Genomic DNA, 17,386 nt, shown 5'->3' with positions numbered 1-17,386 from the left:
TTTTTTAAAACGCGTTTTATTTCTGTGTCTTAGAGAGATGGAATTTTATCTTTGATGTATTTAGGAAAAAAACGTAAAATATGGGGAACAAGGCGTTCATACGTTTTCAGTCTATGTTTTATAAGATAAGGAACTGCCTTCAATTCAATAAACCAACTTCACGCATTTTCATTAAAGTTTTATGATCAGTTTTACCTGTTATAGGAAGGCTAAAATTTTTTTGAAACTGTTTTAAGGCATCTATGGTTTTTTGATCTTCTACACCTGTGACAATGACTTCGTAGTTTCCAAAATTACGTAAAGCTTTCTGCACTTGCACAATATCTGTAATAGAAGATTTGAGCACAGCTGCTTTGGGATTAGGCAGGTCTGTAGTCTTTGTTGTCTTACTTGCCATTTCTATTTCGCTACGTTTAATTAATAATGCAATTTCATCTATTTGAGGAGAGGCGATAACAGTATTTTGCATTTTGTCAGCGGTTTGCTGTTTCCATAATGCTATTGCACGACGTGTTTTAGGTCCCTCAATCCCATCTAAAGAGCCATCATAAAGCCCTAATTTTGCTAACTTTTTTTGCATTTTTAGCGTGCTTTCTGCCGAAGAGTTTGAAGATGAGTTTTGGTGTGGATTTTTTGGAATGGGTATAGAAGTAATATGAGTATCTGCTTGAAATTTTGCTTCTTTTTCGAATAGAATAGTACCTTGTCCTATATTAGGAACAGATGTGAACTTCATTTGAGGAAGTACATCTTGATATATTGTTATTTGCGAAAATAAAGCATTAAATGAGACAAATCCAAAACTAATAGTAAAAAGAAGAAGTCCAACGACCAACAGAGTGTTTTTTTGTGTATAAAAATAAAATCGTTTTGCTATCCAAAAAAGTAAACGACACATTATAAGAAAAAATATTATAACAAAGCTCTGATGTATACGCTGCCTTACGATTTTTTTTTTGCGCGTTTTTCGTTTTTTTGTCATTATTTTTTGTTTCTAATTGCAATTGTTTCTTACACAGAACCCAACATAAATCATTTTCACTTCTAGCCAGAAGAAGTTGCGTTTACGTTGTTGCTTTCTTCATCCTTTCAAACGGTTGAAATAAATAAGATCGCCATATAAATGTTACAGGTTTATAAAACAAAAAATAGCCCCCTCTATTTTTTTCAATCTCATATTCACACGCGCTCTTAGTATGCATCATAAGAGCATCCAGTTATGTAATTTTCAGTCTCATAATCGTATGTAATCACATTTTTTTGCACATATTTGAAATATCTTATAACGCTGAAGAGCTGATTACAGCATATATTTTCCTCAAATATCTTGATATGTGAATTTACATTTCCGTATACAATGTTACGCATCAGTGTAATTGTTTTTATACCGTATCTTGCGCAGATATAACCCCACTCTACTAATATTTAATAAATTTCGTAAACTTCAATTAAAGTTATTTTCAAAATATTCATAAGATAGTAAACAGCTTGTTTAATCTTTTCAACTTTATAATTAAACTTCCTTGCCGCAACCAAACGGCTCTTAATAGGATGCTATATAGGTCCCTTCAATTTCACTTATTAACAGACTTATTATCTGTTTTTCTTTTTTCTCAGTATTATTTATCCTCATTGCATGTGATGAGAATGCGAGTTTACATATTTTTAAGTCTCTCTTTGATTGTGCAAATTTGATGTTAGATTGCGAATGAGAAAGATCATATATCCTGCTCATGTTCAGTTATATCATGTATTTTACAACATAATCCACGACATGAATCTGATAAATAAACGCTTGATTTTATAAAATGCTCATTTTGTAAATTTTTTATCAAGAAGAAGGGCGTAGACTTGTTACTTTTGTTTCATTTTCAACTGTGGTACAATAGCTGCTCATGATACGTTTTTTAATCAAGTTATCATTTTTTTTGTTTTTTGTTTTTGTTATCATTTCATTCTTTGTAGAAAAGCCAAGTAACGATCATTTCTCTACCCAAAAAGAGAAAGATGCAACAACAAGTGATATCATTATTGCTTTTAAAGAAACTTTAAATGATTTAGGAACATTTTGTGAACGGAACATAGAAACTTGTAAAGTTGGAAAATCTTTTTTTACTTCACTTGGTGAACGCGCACGTTATGGTGCAGACATTGCTTACGAATATCTGGGACGTTTAGGTGGTAAAAATATGATCCAACCTGAAAAAGCTTCTCCCAAGGCGGATACACAAAAGCCTGCACAAAATTAGAATCATACTATATATCTTGAAATAAAAATTTTTACCGTTCGTCATTAGCTGCGTGCTAAGAGGAATAAACTATTTATATGTCAATGAAACGCACCAACATGATCAATAATACAAAACAAGGTAAGACCGAGATTATGGTAGAAACGATCGATGATATCATAGAGAACTTTTCTCTTCTGAGTGACTGGGAAGATCGTTATCGTTATGTGATTGAACTTGGCCATGAACTACCTCCTTTCCCAGAGAGTGCTCGAAACGATGCCCACAAAGTGTCTGGTTGTGTTAGTCAAGTGTGGCTTTTATCTTCACGCGATAATTCAAAAAATCCAACATTAACGTTTCAAGGTGATTCCGATGCTCATATTGTGCGTGGACTTATTTATATTCTTCTCGCTTTTTATTCAGGTAAAAAAGCTTCCGAAATTCGTAATGCTGATGCTGAAGGTCTCCTTAAAACACTTGGTTTAAACGAAAATCTCACACCGCAACGATCGAACGGTCTTAAATCGATGATTGAGAAAATTCGTAACGAAAGCTATTTATGAACGCCAATTTCTTGCAGCAACAATCCCATAAACCCCGCATAAAGATATATCTCCACAAAAAACACTATCATATACCAGATGTAATTTCTGGAAAAATACGATTATTTTATTTTTTTTCGCTGACTTTTGCGCCCAAGTCCCATTTCTTTTGCCAAAGTTGAACGCGCCTTTGCGTAATTAGGTGCAACCATAGGATAAGAACTGTCTAATTGCCACTTTTCACGATATTCCTCAGGTAACATTCCATAATGTGTCATCAGATGACGCTTTAAAGACTTAAACTTTTTTCCATCTTCAAGGCAGATGAGATAATCAGGGAAAATAGAACGTTTTGGATTAACAGCAGGTCTTTGTTTTTCAACTTCAGTTTCTGTTAATTCCATATTTCCAGCTTTGAGAAAAGCGGCATGAACATCAGCAATTAAACTCGGCACTTCAGTCGGTCGAATTGAGTTATTGCTCACATAAGCAGCAACAATATTAGCAACCAATGTAATAACTAAATTGCTTTCAGTCTCTAAGACTGGACGATGTTCCATTCTTATTTCCTTTAATCTAAAAGCGATATACTATTCGCATCCATACTTAATGATACAGGGATTCCATGCACGTAGGTTTCATATTGTACAAAAATCTTTTTTGTCAATTCAATTATTTTATAAAATTGCTTAAACACAAAAAAATCAAATAAATTCCTCTTTTTTGTCATAATATATAATAAGCAAAACTAGAATATTTCTTTTTGGAATATAGTTTTATTTTATAGAATATCATTTATAAAGACAGAATATATCATAAAGTTGTTTATCTTATAGCGAATTTATAAATAAAATTATTAAACGCACAACTGTAATATATAAAATAAGACTTTAATTTTATAAATTTATCATGTTACAGCTTAAATATTTACTCTGAAAAATACAATTTATAATATTATAAAATGATTTTTTTTTAAACATGAAAAGTGATTTAAGTGATTTTTTAAATTTTGCAAAGAACGGTGAAAAAGATAAAAAGTCAAAATCTATACTGTAGAGGAAATGAAGCGTTAACACTAAATAATATACACAATCACATATGGCATGAACATTAAAGGTTCTTTGCTTTCTTAGGTTGTAACAACGTCATCTAATATTGTGTTCAGCAGTTGATTCTACTTTTTGAAAATTTGATTCGATTGCCAAATAGGTCAGACTTTTCTGACCTGTTTATTTTATTTAGAGTGACACTAAACGTAAAATAATATTGAGTAGTATGCGATAAACAGAAACTCACAGTGTAAACGTAAAGTTTACCTTAGCTATGTTTTGCAAATAAGCAGAAGCTACAGATTTACGCTATGATATAAATGGTATGATTCTAACATATAAATAAAGTCTTCAACATTTTCTAACACAGGATCGTGTATGACTAACTCTTCTGTATTTCCTCCAAAAGCACCTAAAATCACTCATAAAAAAACATATCATGGTATTTGTCGTGATGACCCCTACCATTGGCTGCGTGCATCTAATTGGCAAGATGTTTTGAAAAATCCAAGCTGTCTTCATGAAAATATTCGGCATCACCTTGAAAAGGAAAATGCTTATCAAGCTTCCCAAATGGCTGATACAAAACCATTACAAGATTTGCTTTTTGCCGAAATGAAAAGCCGCATTCAAGAAAATGATAGTTCCGTTCCTATAAAACATGGCTCTTTTGCTTACGGGTTCTCTTATGTTACTGGAGGTCAACAACCACATTATTTTCGTACATCAAGGAATGGAGGAGAAAAAAACTTTTACCTTAATGGTGATGCTTTGGCTGAAGGTAAAGAATATTTCAATTTTGGTTCGGTTCAAGAATCTCCTGATCATACGCATGTTGTATGGACCTATGATGACAAAGGGTCAGAATTTTACATAGCAAAGGTTCGTAACTTAGAAACATTGTCTGATTGCATGGATATAATCACCGATACATCTGGACAAATCGTATGGGATGCTAAATCTGAAGGTTTTTTCTATACTAAGATGGATGAAAATCACCGACCTTCTGAACTTTATTATCACCAATTAAATACCGATCAATCACAAGATAAGCTTATTTTTCGTGAAGACAATCCAGGATTTTTTTTACATGTGAGTGGTTCTAAGCTTAATGATGTTATTTATATTAATATTCATAATCATGAAACGTCAGAAACTTGGCTTATTCCTTCTGAAGCGCCCCTTACTGCTCCCCAATGTGTGCGGAAGCGACAAAAAGGGATTGAATATTCACTTACAGAAGGCGGTGATGTCTTTTATATTCTTACCAATTTAGATAATGCTAAAGACTTTAAAATCATGGTAACACCATATTCATCCCCACAATCAGAAAACTGGTCTGAATTTGTGCCGCACCAGCTTGGGCGTCTGATCATATCTCATGATGCTTATAAAGATTTTCTTATCTGGATCGAACGCTTTGAGGGGTTGCCTCGTATACAAGTAATGGAGCGTACAAGCAAACAGATTCATTCCATTGCTTTTACAGAAGAAGCTTATTCTTTAGGTTTACACGGTGCTGCAGAGTATAATAGCCAAACTATTCGCTTTTCTTATTCATCTATGACGACACCTAATCAAGTTTTTGACTATGAGATGAAAAGCCGTAAACGAATGCTTTTAAAAACGCAACAAATTCCCTCTGGGCATAATCAAGATGAATATGTAACACAACGTATTATGGCAACTGCAGATGATGGTGAAAAAATTCCCATTTCACTTTTTTATCATAAAACAACTGCTCTTGATGGTAGTGCTCCTTGCCTACTTTACGGTTATGGCGCTTATGGAATCTCCATTCCTGTTAATTTTAATAGTAATGTACTTTCTTTGGTTAACAGAGGTTTTATTTATGCAATCGCCCATATTCGTGGAGGAAAAGAAAAGGGTGTTGAATGGTATGAGAAAGGAAAACATCTTTTTAAATACAATACATTTACAGACTTTATTGCTTGTGGTCGCTACCTTGTAAACAATAAATTCACTGCTCATGATCGACTTATTGCCCATGGTGGTTCAGCAGGAGGAATGTTGATGGGTGCTATCGCAAATATAGCTCCACAGGACTTTATTGGAATCGTAGCTAATGTGCCTTTTGTGGATGTTTTAACAACTATGTTAGACGCTTCATTACCATTAACGCCTCCAGAATGGCCTGAATGGGGAAATCCTCTTGAATCACAAGAAGATTATAATCTTATTGCTTCTTATTCACCCTACGATAACGTCAAGACTCAAAAATATCCTTCTATCCTTGTGGTTGCTGGGTTAACAGATCCGCGTGTAACTTACTGGGAACCTGCAAAATGGGTAGCAAAATTGCGCGACTTAAAAACAGACGATAATGTGATTTTATTGCGCATTAATATGGATTCAGGTCATGCGGGCGCAGCGGGGCGTTTTTCGCAGTTGGAAGAAACCGCGTATATCTATGCATATATTCTAAAAATAGTTGGAAAAAACTGCTGTTAATTTTATCTTTTCTATAAAAAGGCTCCATAATTCACTGAATTAGGGAGCCTTTAATATAACATGAAAAATTATGTAAATAACTTACAGTCCGCAGTCTTCATAAAGTTTTAAAACATAATCCCAATTAACTAAATTATCCACGAAGGCTTCAAGGTATTTCGGGCGCGCATTGCGATAGTCGATGTAATAAGAATGCTCCCACACATCAACACCCAAAATAGGTTGAGCATCATAAACTAAAGGATTTTCGCCGTTAGACGTTTTCATAATTTCAAGCTTACCATTTTTTACAGCAATCCATGCCCATCCAGAACCAAATTGGGTAATGGCTGCATTGATAAAATCTGAACGAAATTTATCATAGCCGCCTAGGTCAGATTCAATAGCCTTTGCTAATTTTCCAGGTAATTTTTGACCACCACCATCTTTTTTCATCCAAAGCCAAAAATGGTTATGATTATAGCATTGAGCTGCATTATTAAATAAACCAACATTCTGTCTAAAGCTTGTTTTTATAATATCTTCCAGACTTTCATTTTCTAAGCCTAATTCTTTTACAAGATCGTTTGTCTTGATAAGATAGGCAAGATGATGCTTATCATGGTGATACTCAAGTGTTTCGCGTGACATATAAGGCAAAAGGGCATCATAATCATAAGGCAATTCAGCCAATTCAAAAGCCATGTAAAAATCTCCTCGATTCTAATTGTTAAGCTTACTCCACAAATTTAATTTGCCATTTACGGCATCTAAAAGCAAATGCTGAATATCTGCTTGTATCAATTAGTTTTAATGATTATCCATTCATAAATGAGTTTTGGAAGGTGCGCTCCCGCTTAATCAATAAAATTATTGATTTATACCATTTTACTTTTGAAGAAATTTCTGTATCCTTCAGTTAATGGAAAATATGCTTATCTTCTTTCTAAAAAGTGAATAGTAGACTTAAACAGTCATCCATCTTTGCTCGTTCTCTCACTTAAAATATTTCTTCAAATCCTACTGAAATTTCCCTCCTATTTTGGAAAAGTTTTCCTCGCTTATTTGTCACGGAGTGTATTGTTATTTTAATTACAGTGCCTTAATGGGTTGCTAGAGGCTGATTTTGCAGATATTACTGTTTTTTGTACAGATTTTAGCAACATTTCATAAACCAAATTAAGATTAATAATTTGAGCATATTGCTTAAAAATGAAATTCGTCGCGATAATTCTATAATATTTGTTATACATGAATTAGTTCAGTCTATGGATGAAAAAAGATGAATTGTTATATATTTTGAATAATTGAAAATTTACAATATGGTTAAAGAATATATAAATACATAAAACTCTTATATTCTTTTTGTAGCATTTTAATATGTTAGGTTTAAACATATTAAAAAATTACTACGACAAGCTGTGAGGAATGATGATTTATTGAATATATTAGTAAAATGAAAAACACTCAATTGTTAATGAAATAAGCAGATAAAATGACAAAATACAAAAAATTTAAAAAACTGATAGATAAAAAGATTTATTTTTAAGAGTTTAACCAAATACTCATTCTTATTACGAATTTTGTATCAACGCGGCACTAACAAGACTTTAAAATTTTATACCAAAAAAGTATGGGCTTTGATTTTCAGATGTTGCACACAATCATAGGAATCGCTATAAGGTGCGCATGTGAGTGTGAATATGTTCTTTTTTTTGGGGTATAGCCAAGCGGTAAGGCACCGGTTTTTGGTACCGGCATTCCCTGGTTCGAATCCAGGTACCCCAGCCAAGTTTTATTTGTTAAAAAGATTTAAATTGCTTTGAGATTGGCAATTGCTTTTCAATATGCTTATAAATTTTGACACAGAATCGCTAATCTATCCATTTCTTCCTATGTAAAAGCTCTTTGGACGTAAGCTGCCTTATTAAATATAGCCTGTTGAATATTTTAGATTTTTACTCATCATTCTGAGGAAGAGGGAGTGAAGCTATTTCTGTATCAAGTGCATCCATAAAATCGATAATAAAAGCAGCATTCGTGCCAAAATCCCTTGGTACATAGCGTGAAGCAGAACGCATATCAACAAAGGTTGTATCTCCTTCATCAGTTAAGCGAATCACAATGTCTGAAATAAAACCAAGATAAAAAGTTTTTGCTATTGCTTCAATATAGAACTCGTCTTCTTCATCTTTAAATCTCCGTTGAGCCACAACAGGCCAATCGTGAGCAGCTAAGACATTGAGAACTGATTCACGAATACGATCAGGCGAGCCATCATAACGACGTCCCGACATTTCAGGCCATTCTGATATCTGTAATGCCGCTTGTTCAAGCAAAACACTTTTGAGTGGTAAAGCATCATTGGGACGTATAGTACGAAAAAAGGCTGGCGGTCTCTGTGTATCAGTAGAAACATCATAAATAGCTGGTAACGTAAACCACAATCCGAAAAATAATACCAAGGGTGTGGCAGTTATCAATGAATAAATGATCCCTCTTAAAGCTTTCATTCCACCTTGAGCACCATACACCCATAAACTGTAAAGTGCTTTTACAGCAAGAAAGAAAGAAATAACAATAAAGCAAGCAGAAATTGTTATCAAAATCATGAAGTTAGTAACATAAATCATAGAAAAGTGCTGTAAAAGTACAGAAAATAATAAAATCATGAAAGCTAACACACCAAAACGGGGAGACCATATCGCTGCTCTTGAGATTAACCGAACGTATTTCTTCTTCATTAAGCTTTCTTTTCCTCAACAGTAGACTATAAAAATTTTTTTTCAGACTGCATATCTTGCAGAAAGTTTCTGGTTATATGACAAAAGGTAAAGCACTTATTTTTGAGGACAAGGACACTCTCTAACATATCAACTTTAAGAGTTATCTTAGCGAGTTCATGTGGGCAATTTTTATTCCTTTTATTGATTTATCGTGTCATTGATTAAGTTTTACAAACAATAATTGTAATCAAGATAAATAAAGTTCAAATGACAAGCTTTGCGGTTGAGGTAATGTCAAAGTAGCTTATTCCAAAATTTTTGGCTGTCTACTCTTAATTTACTATATTTGACTGAAGGTATAGTTTCTGATCAGACATGATATGATTTTGGTGCAATAAGAGATTTTATTTTATGTTTGTAGTTAATGCACTGATTTGTTCTGCATATCTGGATAGCTGGTTTGTATCTCAACAGAGAAATGTTAGCTTTATTGGTGGTAGATGATTTGATATTGATTAACATTATTTTGAATGAAAAAAGCGAGTTTATTTTTGGTAATTATAATAATTTATGTGATATCCACCAAGTAAAAATCTATCGGTGTTTCTGGCTTTGATAAAGAGAGAAAATTTTTCTTGAACCATAATTTTTGGGGATCTAGACGTCTTATTGCTTTAATGGGAAGGGGGGGTATCCATAATGAAAAATGTTGTAATTATAGTAGCTATTGTTGTTATTACATTGATATGTTTTCAATTTTTAAATGACATTTTAAATCCAAACGTTAAAGGACTGATTGTTCCCGCATATAATTAAGATAAGGCTAAATGAATGAAGAGATAAAGATGATTACAAAGATTGGAAAAGTTTATAAAAGCAATATAGTCGTAGCTTGTAGCTGAGACATAACTGGTAGCGATAGGATAAAGTTTATTTTATTATAATCGTTTATTTATTGGCTTATGTGACACGAGGAGCGATGCTGCTGCTCGTTTAGTTATATTAAGGACATAAGAAAGGTTAGTTTTTTCACGATCGTTATGTGAATCATTTTTTATAATTTTTATTACAGTAAAAAGTTTAAATATCTAAAAGTTGGAATAAAAACTGTATTTTAATTTATGCTCAGTTGATTGAAGTTAAAAGTTGCTGTTTTTGTGTGTTTTTTCTCACTTTGACGGAAACAGAGAAGTTATATAATTGCAGATTAGTAATTTTTATCCCTTGAATCTGCGACAGGTTGCAGATGAAAGGAAGGTTTCGCTTTCCTTTTTTGCAAGCGAAGAAGGTGCAAAGGTGCGTAAGATAGCAAAACCTTGATTTAAATTCTTAGCAACTAAAACCGCATTAGTATTATTTTTAGGCTTTGATTTTTTGAGTTCTATTATTTGTATAGGCTTTCCAATAATAAGATCAAGCGTCGCATGAGGAGCTGTCCGATCATTAAGGCTGTAGAAAATAATTCCGCCCTGTGTGTAAATCGATAGTAACCAAAATTGTGTTGTCTTCAAGGCCTTTAAATGAACAGGACCATTGTCGAGGTTAAATCTACAAACTTTAAGAATAAAGAACGGGTCAGCAGATTGATAAATGGGATTGCTAATATCTATATCAGAAAATTGATAAGGATCTGCTGACTTTGTAAGCCGTATCCATATATTATTTTGTGCGTAATAGGGAATGAGAAATAAAATACAAATATGGACAATGATAGCACCAATACTTGTAAGAATCCCAGCGTGAATGAATTTAGTCACAGTTTTTTTGTCCTGATGAAATTTGTTCTACAGATGGCATAATGAGCTTTTGTAATGCAGTTGCAGAGATAATTGGGGTATCATATAAAGTAAGAATAAGCCCAAATTTTTTCTGACTAACTGTTGCAAGCCAATTACCACTTTGTGGTCTTGGTGAAATATTGATGCGAAACGAGCCATCATTTTCGTAAATGATATTATTTGTGTAAAGTTCAAAGGGTATTTTTTGGGATGAAGTATATGGTTTAAGGAATTTGTCAGCTGTATAAAGGGTAAAGAGACGGGCTTCAGGAATATGTCCTTTTAGCAAATAATGACAATGAGGATGTAATGGACGTCCGTGATTATCTTTCCAAATTTGAAAGACAAGACCTTCTGTACGTCCAAGTGCAATTTCACCTCGTATGGCAGTACGTGTTCGGGTGTAAGGATCAGTTTGGGCGGTTCCTACTTGTGGGTAAGCATTCCATTCTCCAATTGTGAATCGTCCAAAATTGTTAGAGGAATTAAGTATATAATTAACACTAAATATTCCGCATAAAATAGAAAACACAAAGATTAAAAAAGGAAGAGCAATATTAAGAAACATTATAAGATTCTCTCATTTAAAGCGTTGAATCTTTGATAATTTCCGCCTTTGAAAAGATTGCGGACGGATTTTTGAGGTCTTTATTAATCAACTGCACAATACTGGATGTTTCAGGTGAGAGTGTATGGGATATTTGAGGTGGAAATACAAAGTTATCGTGAGAGGTGAGTGTTTTTAACTGATAAGGGCGGAGAGAATCTTTTACACCATAAAGTTGTTTTACCATTATATTTTGGTGTGCATAGAGCATGATACGGTGCCATATCATGGCAGGAACACCACCACCAAAAGCACGATTCATCGATGAAAAATCATCATTTCCCATCCATACAGCTCCAGTATAATTACCAGTGAAACCAACAAACCACGCATCACGATAAGCTTGTGATGTTCCAGTTTTCCCAGCAACAAGGGTCATGGGTAGAGCAGCACGTTTACCCGATCCTCGTGTTGTGACACCAACCATCATTTGGTTCATGTAAGCTGCTGATTGTTTACTGATGACTCGATGTAATTTATTCCCGTTATGCTCCCAATCCCACACCACATGTCCATCTGTTGTACTGATTTTTGTAAATCCATGGCGGTTTCCAGCCATACCTCCATTAGCAAAGACATTAAAACCAGTTGCTTGATCCATTGGTGTCATATTGGATGTGCCAAGAACAATCGTTTTATGTGATACAATATGAGTAGTAATATCCATATTTTTTATCAAATTTATAATTGGTTGGATATCATGGTTAAGATATTGACGTGTAAGATAGATAGGCACTGTATTGATAGAAAAGGCTAAGGCAGTCGCTAAATCAATTCTACCAAGATAACGACCAGAGTTGTTTCTGGGGGACCAGCCTCCCCAATTGATAGGGGCATCTAAAACGATCGTTGAGGGCGATAGACCGCGTTCTACTGCAGCTGCGTAAACATAAGGTTTAAATGAAGAACCAGGTTGCCGTCCACCTTGTGTTGCTCTGTTAAATTGGCTTTTATTATAATCAAGTCCTCCAACAATTGCACGTACAGCTCCATTATTGTCGATAATGACAACAGCTGCTTGTGTTGCGCGATATTGTTGACCATATCGGTGTAAATGATACTTGACTGATTCTTCTGCTACTTTTTGGATATCAGGATCAAGAGTGGTTTGAACGATTAAAGTGTGACTTGGAAGTTGATCACTAATTTTTTTGACTTCACTCAATGCCCAGTCGAGAAAGTAATCAGGCTGATTATTTTTTATTTTTGTAATAGCACTGGCAGGATGACGATGGGCATTGATAATTTGGCTATCTGTCATGAATTTGCTATTAACGAGGTTAAAAAGCACTACATTAGCACGTGTTTGAGCAGCAAGTAGGTTGTTGTGAGGAGCATATTTACTTGGAGCCTTAAAGAGACCTGCTAACATAGCCGATTCACTAAGAGATACATTGCGAATATTTTTACCAAAATAAAATTTTGCAGCTGCTGCGATACCAAAATTGCTGCCTCCCATATACGCGCGGTCAAGATAAAGTTGCAAGATCTGCTTTTTACTAAAATTTGCTTCTAGCCAAAGAGCAAGATAAGCCTCTTTAATTTTGCGGGTTATGGTTCTTTCATTTGTTAAAAATAAATTTTTAGCGAGTTGTTGTGTAATGGTCGAGCCACCTTGAACGACACCTTTTGCTTGCATATTTTGCAAGATTGCTCGTGTGAGACCGTGCAAATCAATCCCCCAGTGATTAAAAAAGCGGCGATCTTCTGTTGCCAAAACCGCTTTAATAACATGATCGGGCATTTCTTCAACTGGGACAGATACCACTGGTAATGCACCACGGTGATCAATAGGGCGTCCATATCGATCTAAAAAAAGAATGGAAAAATTCTTGGGCGAATACCAATCTTTTTGGGTTAATTCAAAAATAGAAATGCCAGCTATGGTGAAAATGGTAAAACCAAACAATCCTAATGTTAGTGTTTCATCAAGAATTTCGATTATAAATCGCTTCCATCCTCGTATACGAAAACGTTGTGAGATGATTTTTGCTTTTTTCCAGAAAACACTATGAGTAGAGCGTATGCGATAAAGTGCTGTGTCTAGCCGTGCATCTAATTCAATGAGAGCAGAACTGTGAAATGGTTTATTGTATTGTGCTTTCTTTTTTTTAAAAAAATCAAACATCTAATGAGAGAGCCTATAACAAAGTGATGCAACAAAATAAATCTGTAATGCTTATCCTGTAATGATTATATGGAATGAAAGTATTTTTTTGCTATAGTTTTAATAAAGAAAGATCTTATTTAAATATTACGATAACACAGTTTTCATAGCGCATAGATTGTATATTCAATTTTTATATTTTTTAAAAAACTGTATCTTTCGATTATTGCGAAATTTTTAAAAAAGACTTTATTTTTAAATTGTTAAATTTTGAGGGAGTGTTTGCTTATTATTCTGTTGCACAGAGGATAAGTTATCTCTTGGACGTAAATTTTGAATAGAAAAAACATTATTCATCTTATATTCAGATAAAATAGATTATGAAATATTCATAATGGAAAAAGTTTTCTTATATATAATGATAGCAGCCTTTTTGTGGGGAGATTCTGTTTTTGCTGCTGGATGCGCCGAAGTTGGTAGGAAGATTGCTGCCCAACAGAGGGGAGTGTTAGTACGTTCAACCCCCGTTTTTCAGGATGGAAGAGAGAAGTGTATTGTTATGATTATAGTGCCTACTCATGATGGTAAAAAATTACGTCGTTTGGAGATTTCCGTACCTGCAGATTAGATTTTTTCGTGTATTGTAATGCGTATTTTAATTGTTGAAGATGATCGGAATCTCAATCATCAATTAGCAGAGGCTGTAAAAAATGCGGGCTATGTTTCAGATAGTGCTTTTGATGGTGAAGAAGCTTATTTTTTAGGCAGTACAGAGTCTTATGATGCTGTAATTCTCGATATTGGTTTGCCGCATTTAGATGGAATCCGTGTTGTTGAAAAATGGCGCAAAGAGGGGTATTCCATGCCTGTTTTAATGCTCACAGCACGAGATCGCTGGTCTGATAAGGTGCTTGGTATTGACGCGGGCGCCGACGATTATGTTGTTAAACCATTTCATTTAGAAGAAGTAATGGCGCGGTTACGGGCATTAATTCGTCGAGCTGCAGGTCATGCGACAAGCGCGCTACATTGTGGTGGGGTTTTATTAGACACCAAGACTTCTCGTGTTTTTGTTAATGGTCAGTTAATTAAATTGACGTCATACGAATTCAGGCTTCTTTCATATCTTATGCACCATTGCGATAGGATAGTTTCAAGGACGGAGCTTACAGAACATCTTTATGATCAAGACTTTGACAAAGATTCAAATACTGTTGAAGTTTTTGTAGGACGATTGCGTAAAAAGCTTGGGGTGGATTTGATTGAAACCATTCGTGGAATGGGTTACCGCGTAAGAGAGCGAGTGCTAGGTGATCAATGAGAGTTCTGAAAAAAAATAGCGGGCTGAGGGAGGTATTTTTTCTCGTTGGTAGATCTCTTAGTCTACGTGTTATGATTTTTTCAACATTATGGGTTGTTATTTCGATTTCATCAATTTCTGCGGTCAGTATTTTGTTTTATCAACGTTCAAGTGAACAAAGTCTAAAGCGCATCCTTTCTGCTCAATTGTACAGTCTTATTGCGACAGTAACTGTGTCACCTGAGGGAAATTTAAAAGGAGGTTTTGGGATTGATGATATCCGTTATTTAGATCCAACATCGGGTTGGTATTGGGAAGTTGTTGCTATATCACCTAATTTACAAGGAAGGTTAACATCCCCGTCGTTAGGAATGAGGAAAATACTTTCATCAAATGATGTGGGCGTCTCTTTTAACAAAAAATTCTTTCGCTTTTATCGGATAAAAGGGATCAACGGTCAAAATCTACAAGTCATTGAGAGTGATGTTGTTCTGGATAATCAAAATCATATTGCGCGTTTTCGTCTTGTTGGGAATATCGATGAAATACATGCACAAGTACAAGAATTTCAGCGAACTTTACAAATTTTTCTTTGGAGTTTTGGTATAGGAAGTGTTCTTATCAATATTGCTATTATTTTCTTTAGTTTTCGACCGTTGAAGCTTATTCGACAGTCATTGAATGATATTCGCGAGGGTAAGATTAATTATGTGAATACGGATTTAGTTAGCGAAGTTATGCCGTTAGCACAGGAAATGAATGCTCTCATTAATAATAATCAGCGTGTTATTGAAAGGTTTCGGGTGCAGGTTGGCAATCTTGCTCATTCATTGAAGACGCCTCTATCAATTATTATGAATGAGGCTGATAAGATGTGCGGAGAGCAGGCTATTTTATTAAGAGAGCAAACGAAAATAATGCAGGCACAAATAAATCATTATCTCCAGCGTGCTCGGATTGCAGCACAATGTGACAGTGTCGTTTATCACACATCTGTTCGCAGGGTAATTGAGCGTTTAATGCGTGTTATGGAAAAGCTTAATCCTGAGAAACAGTTTCAGTTTATCATGGATATAGATGATATTATTTTTTCTGGTGAAAGGGAAGATTTAGAGGAAATTGTTGGTAATTTGATTGAGAATGCTGCTCAGTGGTCGTGCACTAAAGTTTTGATCTCTTGTTGTTTAGGAAAAAATATTGAAGAAGAAGAATCCTTCTATATCATCGTAGAAGATGATGGTTCTGGCTTAACAAAAGAACAGATTGATGGAGCTTTAAAAAGAGGTCATCGGTTTGATGAAAGTAAGCCAGGGACAGGGTTAGGACTAGCAATTGTTTCAGATATGGTTAACGAATATGGGGGAAGTCTTTTCTTATCGCGTTCTGATTTGGGTGGGTTATATGCAAAAGTTTTATTGCCAAGACGATAGGCATAGTTTCCTTTTCTAAGGATGTATTATATTAAATTTTGTAAGGATGGAGCAAATATTTGTACATACGATATACAGAGCAAAAAATCATTTTATGTCTGTAGTTAGAATATAAAATAAAATTTTGCTTTGCGTTTTTATGCGCATTTGGAAAAATTGATGATAAACTTTACAATGGTAGCGGTGAAGAATAGTTATTTATCGTTTTTTATCGGCGTTTTAATGAATAAAGAGGAATAATTAGCGACGCTTTTTTATTTTCGTATTGGTACCAAAGTGATATGCTCTTGTTAGTTTTTGCTGCAATTTTTCTTTTATTTTTGATGATTGTTTTTTTTGCATTGCATTTTAGCCGTGCTCCAGAAAAAGATAGGCGAGTTTCAGCTGTTGATATTTATAACAACTGTATGCGTTTTGTTGAATTTGATAAGCCTTATACGCATTGTGAAAATGCACATGCTCTTAAAATTTTCATTATTTTATTTGTGCTTCTTATGACATGGGGTATTTACAGTTTGACAGGCAGCCCACAAGTTAAAAGTTATTTTTTTAATGAGTTAATGGAGAAGGATTTCAAGACGCTGAGTAAACGTGAGCAGCTTGTTCGTTTGCAAGCGCTTTTTTTGCGTGCACCTTATGATGGCAAGCTAGCAGATGCGTTAGCAGTGGGATACCTTGAAGAAGGTCGTTTTCAGGATGCAGTGAACATGTATTTAGATGCGCTTGGCTTGAATGGAGAATCGGCTCCACGACTTGTAGGATATGGTGTAGCATTAGTCGGTTATGAGGGGGGGGTGATTACGAGAGAAGCGCAAAACGTTTTTCAAAAGGCTATGAATTTAGCACCAAAAGATCTTTACCCTCGTTTATTTTTTGCTGATGCTCTTCGTCAGGCAGGTAAGTCTGCGCAGGCAATACAGTTTTTACAAAACTTTCTTGATACAATGCCTGAAGATTTTGTGGGGCGATTGCGTGTTGAAGAAATGATAATTCAGTTACGTAATTCACTCAATTAGCAGACTCAGAAAGTGATTGTGGATCAGTTTGAGATTGTTAAAATAAGAAGAAAGCATTGGGAAGGGGAGAGATATTGGATAAGAAGTTGCACCCGTATAAAAGATGTGCGAAGCTCTCTAAAATATGAGGCATATAAATAGTAATTTTG

The 17,386-nt window shown here is 34.6% G+C and carries 14 protein-coding genes and 1 tRNA gene; 8 read left to right on the top strand and 7 right to left on the bottom strand.

Annotated elements, in window-relative coordinates; all coding sequences use genetic code 11:
• Positions 1–139: 139 nt before the first annotated feature.
• Positions 140–982, bottom strand: a complete 843-nt coding sequence (locus tag ACMFKV_RS03470; protein WP_413154501.1) for a peptidoglycan-binding domain-containing protein — start codon at positions 980–982, stop codon at positions 140–142.
• A gap of 913 nt (positions 983–1,895) precedes the next feature.
• On the opposite strand from ACMFKV_RS03470, the gene ACMFKV_RS03465 reads away from it, so the two are divergent.
• Positions 1,896–2,249 carry a DUF5330 domain-containing protein gene (locus ACMFKV_RS03465; protein ID WP_336287930.1) on the top strand — a complete coding sequence of 118 codons (354 nt, stop codon included), beginning with the start codon at positions 1,896–1,898 and terminating at the stop codon, positions 2,247–2,249.
• A 134-nt stretch (positions 2,250–2,383) separates the two neighbouring features.
• A complete protein-coding gene (locus tag ACMFKV_RS03460) occupies positions 2,384–2,794 on the top strand; it encodes a SufE family protein (protein ID WP_413154561.1) in 411 nt (136 codons plus the stop codon).
• Between the two features lie 101 nt (positions 2,795–2,895).
• On the opposite strand, the gene ACMFKV_RS03455 is transcribed toward ACMFKV_RS03460, so the two are convergent.
• A complete protein-coding gene (locus tag ACMFKV_RS03455; RefSeq protein WP_332060664.1) occupies positions 2,896–3,333 on the bottom strand; it encodes a Ros/MucR family transcriptional regulator in 438 nt (145 codons plus the stop codon).
• Between the two features lie 867 nt (positions 3,334–4,200).
• Between ACMFKV_RS03455 and ACMFKV_RS03450 the strand changes: the two genes are divergently transcribed.
• On the top strand, positions 4,201–6,294 hold the full coding sequence (locus ACMFKV_RS03450) for a S9 family peptidase (protein ID WP_413154500.1): 2,094 nt from the start codon (positions 4,201–4,203) through the stop codon (positions 6,292–6,294).
• Between the two features lie 81 nt (positions 6,295–6,375).
• Here ACMFKV_RS03450 and ACMFKV_RS03445 read toward each other — a convergent pair whose 3' ends face one another.
• A complete protein-coding gene (locus ACMFKV_RS03445; RefSeq protein WP_336287928.1) occupies positions 6,376–6,978 on the bottom strand; it encodes a superoxide dismutase in 603 nt (200 codons plus the stop codon).
• A 1,011-nt stretch (positions 6,979–7,989) separates the two neighbouring features.
• Between ACMFKV_RS03445 and ACMFKV_RS03440 the strand changes: the two genes are divergently transcribed.
• Positions 7,990–8,064: transfer RNA gene (locus tag ACMFKV_RS03440), tRNA-Gln, on the top strand.
• A gap of 167 nt (positions 8,065–8,231) precedes the next feature.
• Here ACMFKV_RS03440 and ACMFKV_RS03435 read toward each other — a convergent pair.
• The 4 genes from ACMFKV_RS03435 to ACMFKV_RS03420 all read right to left on the bottom strand — a co-directional run bounded on the left by ACMFKV_RS03435 (position 8,232) and on the right by ACMFKV_RS03420 (position 13,512).
• Positions 8,232–9,017, bottom strand: coding sequence for a DUF1499 domain-containing protein (locus tag ACMFKV_RS03435; RefSeq protein WP_413154499.1), 786 nt, complete (start codon positions 9,015–9,017; stop codon positions 8,232–8,234).
• A gap of 1,199 nt (positions 9,018–10,216) precedes the next feature.
• Positions 10,217–10,756, bottom strand: coding sequence for a DUF1254 domain-containing protein (locus ACMFKV_RS03430; protein ID WP_413154498.1), 540 nt, complete (start codon positions 10,754–10,756; stop codon positions 10,217–10,219).
• Positions 10,749–11,345 (bottom strand): DUF1214 domain-containing protein, encoded by a 597-nt coding sequence (locus ACMFKV_RS03425; protein ID WP_336287925.1) that lies wholly within the window; start codon positions 11,343–11,345, stop codon positions 10,749–10,751. The genes ACMFKV_RS03430 and ACMFKV_RS03425 overlap by 8 nt, the downstream gene beginning before the upstream one ends.
• A 16-nt stretch (positions 11,346–11,361) precedes the next feature.
• Positions 11,362–13,512 (bottom strand): transglycosylase domain-containing protein, encoded by a 2,151-nt coding sequence (locus ACMFKV_RS03420; protein ID WP_413154497.1) that lies wholly within the window; start codon positions 13,510–13,512, stop codon positions 11,362–11,364.
• A gap of 397 nt (positions 13,513–13,909) precedes the next feature.
• Here ACMFKV_RS03420 and ACMFKV_RS03415 point away from each other — a divergent pair, with 397 nt between their 5' ends.
• The 4 genes from ACMFKV_RS03415 to ACMFKV_RS03400 all read left to right on the top strand — a co-directional run bounded on the left by ACMFKV_RS03415 (position 13,910) and on the right by ACMFKV_RS03400 (position 17,237).
• On the top strand, positions 13,910–14,119 hold the full coding sequence (locus tag ACMFKV_RS03415) for a hypothetical protein (RefSeq protein ID WP_336287923.1): 210 nt from the start codon (positions 13,910–13,912) through the stop codon (positions 14,117–14,119).
• 18 nt (positions 14,120–14,137) lie between these two features.
• A complete protein-coding gene (locus ACMFKV_RS03410; protein WP_336287922.1) occupies positions 14,138–14,812 on the top strand; it encodes a response regulator transcription factor in 675 nt (224 codons plus the stop codon).
• Positions 14,809–16,221 (top strand): HAMP domain-containing sensor histidine kinase, encoded by a 1,413-nt coding sequence (locus ACMFKV_RS03405; protein WP_336287921.1) that lies wholly within the window; start codon positions 14,809–14,811, stop codon positions 16,219–16,221. Before ACMFKV_RS03410 ends, ACMFKV_RS03405 begins: the two co-directional genes overlap by 4 nt.
• A 281-nt stretch (positions 16,222–16,502) precedes the next feature.
• Positions 16,503–17,237, top strand: a complete 735-nt coding sequence (locus ACMFKV_RS03400) for a tetratricopeptide repeat protein (RefSeq protein ID WP_413154496.1) — start codon at positions 16,503–16,505, stop codon at positions 17,235–17,237.
• Positions 17,238–17,386 lie beyond the last annotated feature (149 nt).

Origin of the sequence: Bartonella propinqua (genome assembly GCF_047263965.1) — a bacterium.
In the GTDB taxonomy this organism is placed as follows: Bacteria; Pseudomonadota; Alphaproteobacteria; order Rhizobiales; family Rhizobiaceae; genus Bartonella.
The sequence above is the reverse complement of the archived record's forward strand: the minus strand, read 5'-3'. Positions and strand labels throughout refer to the sequence as shown.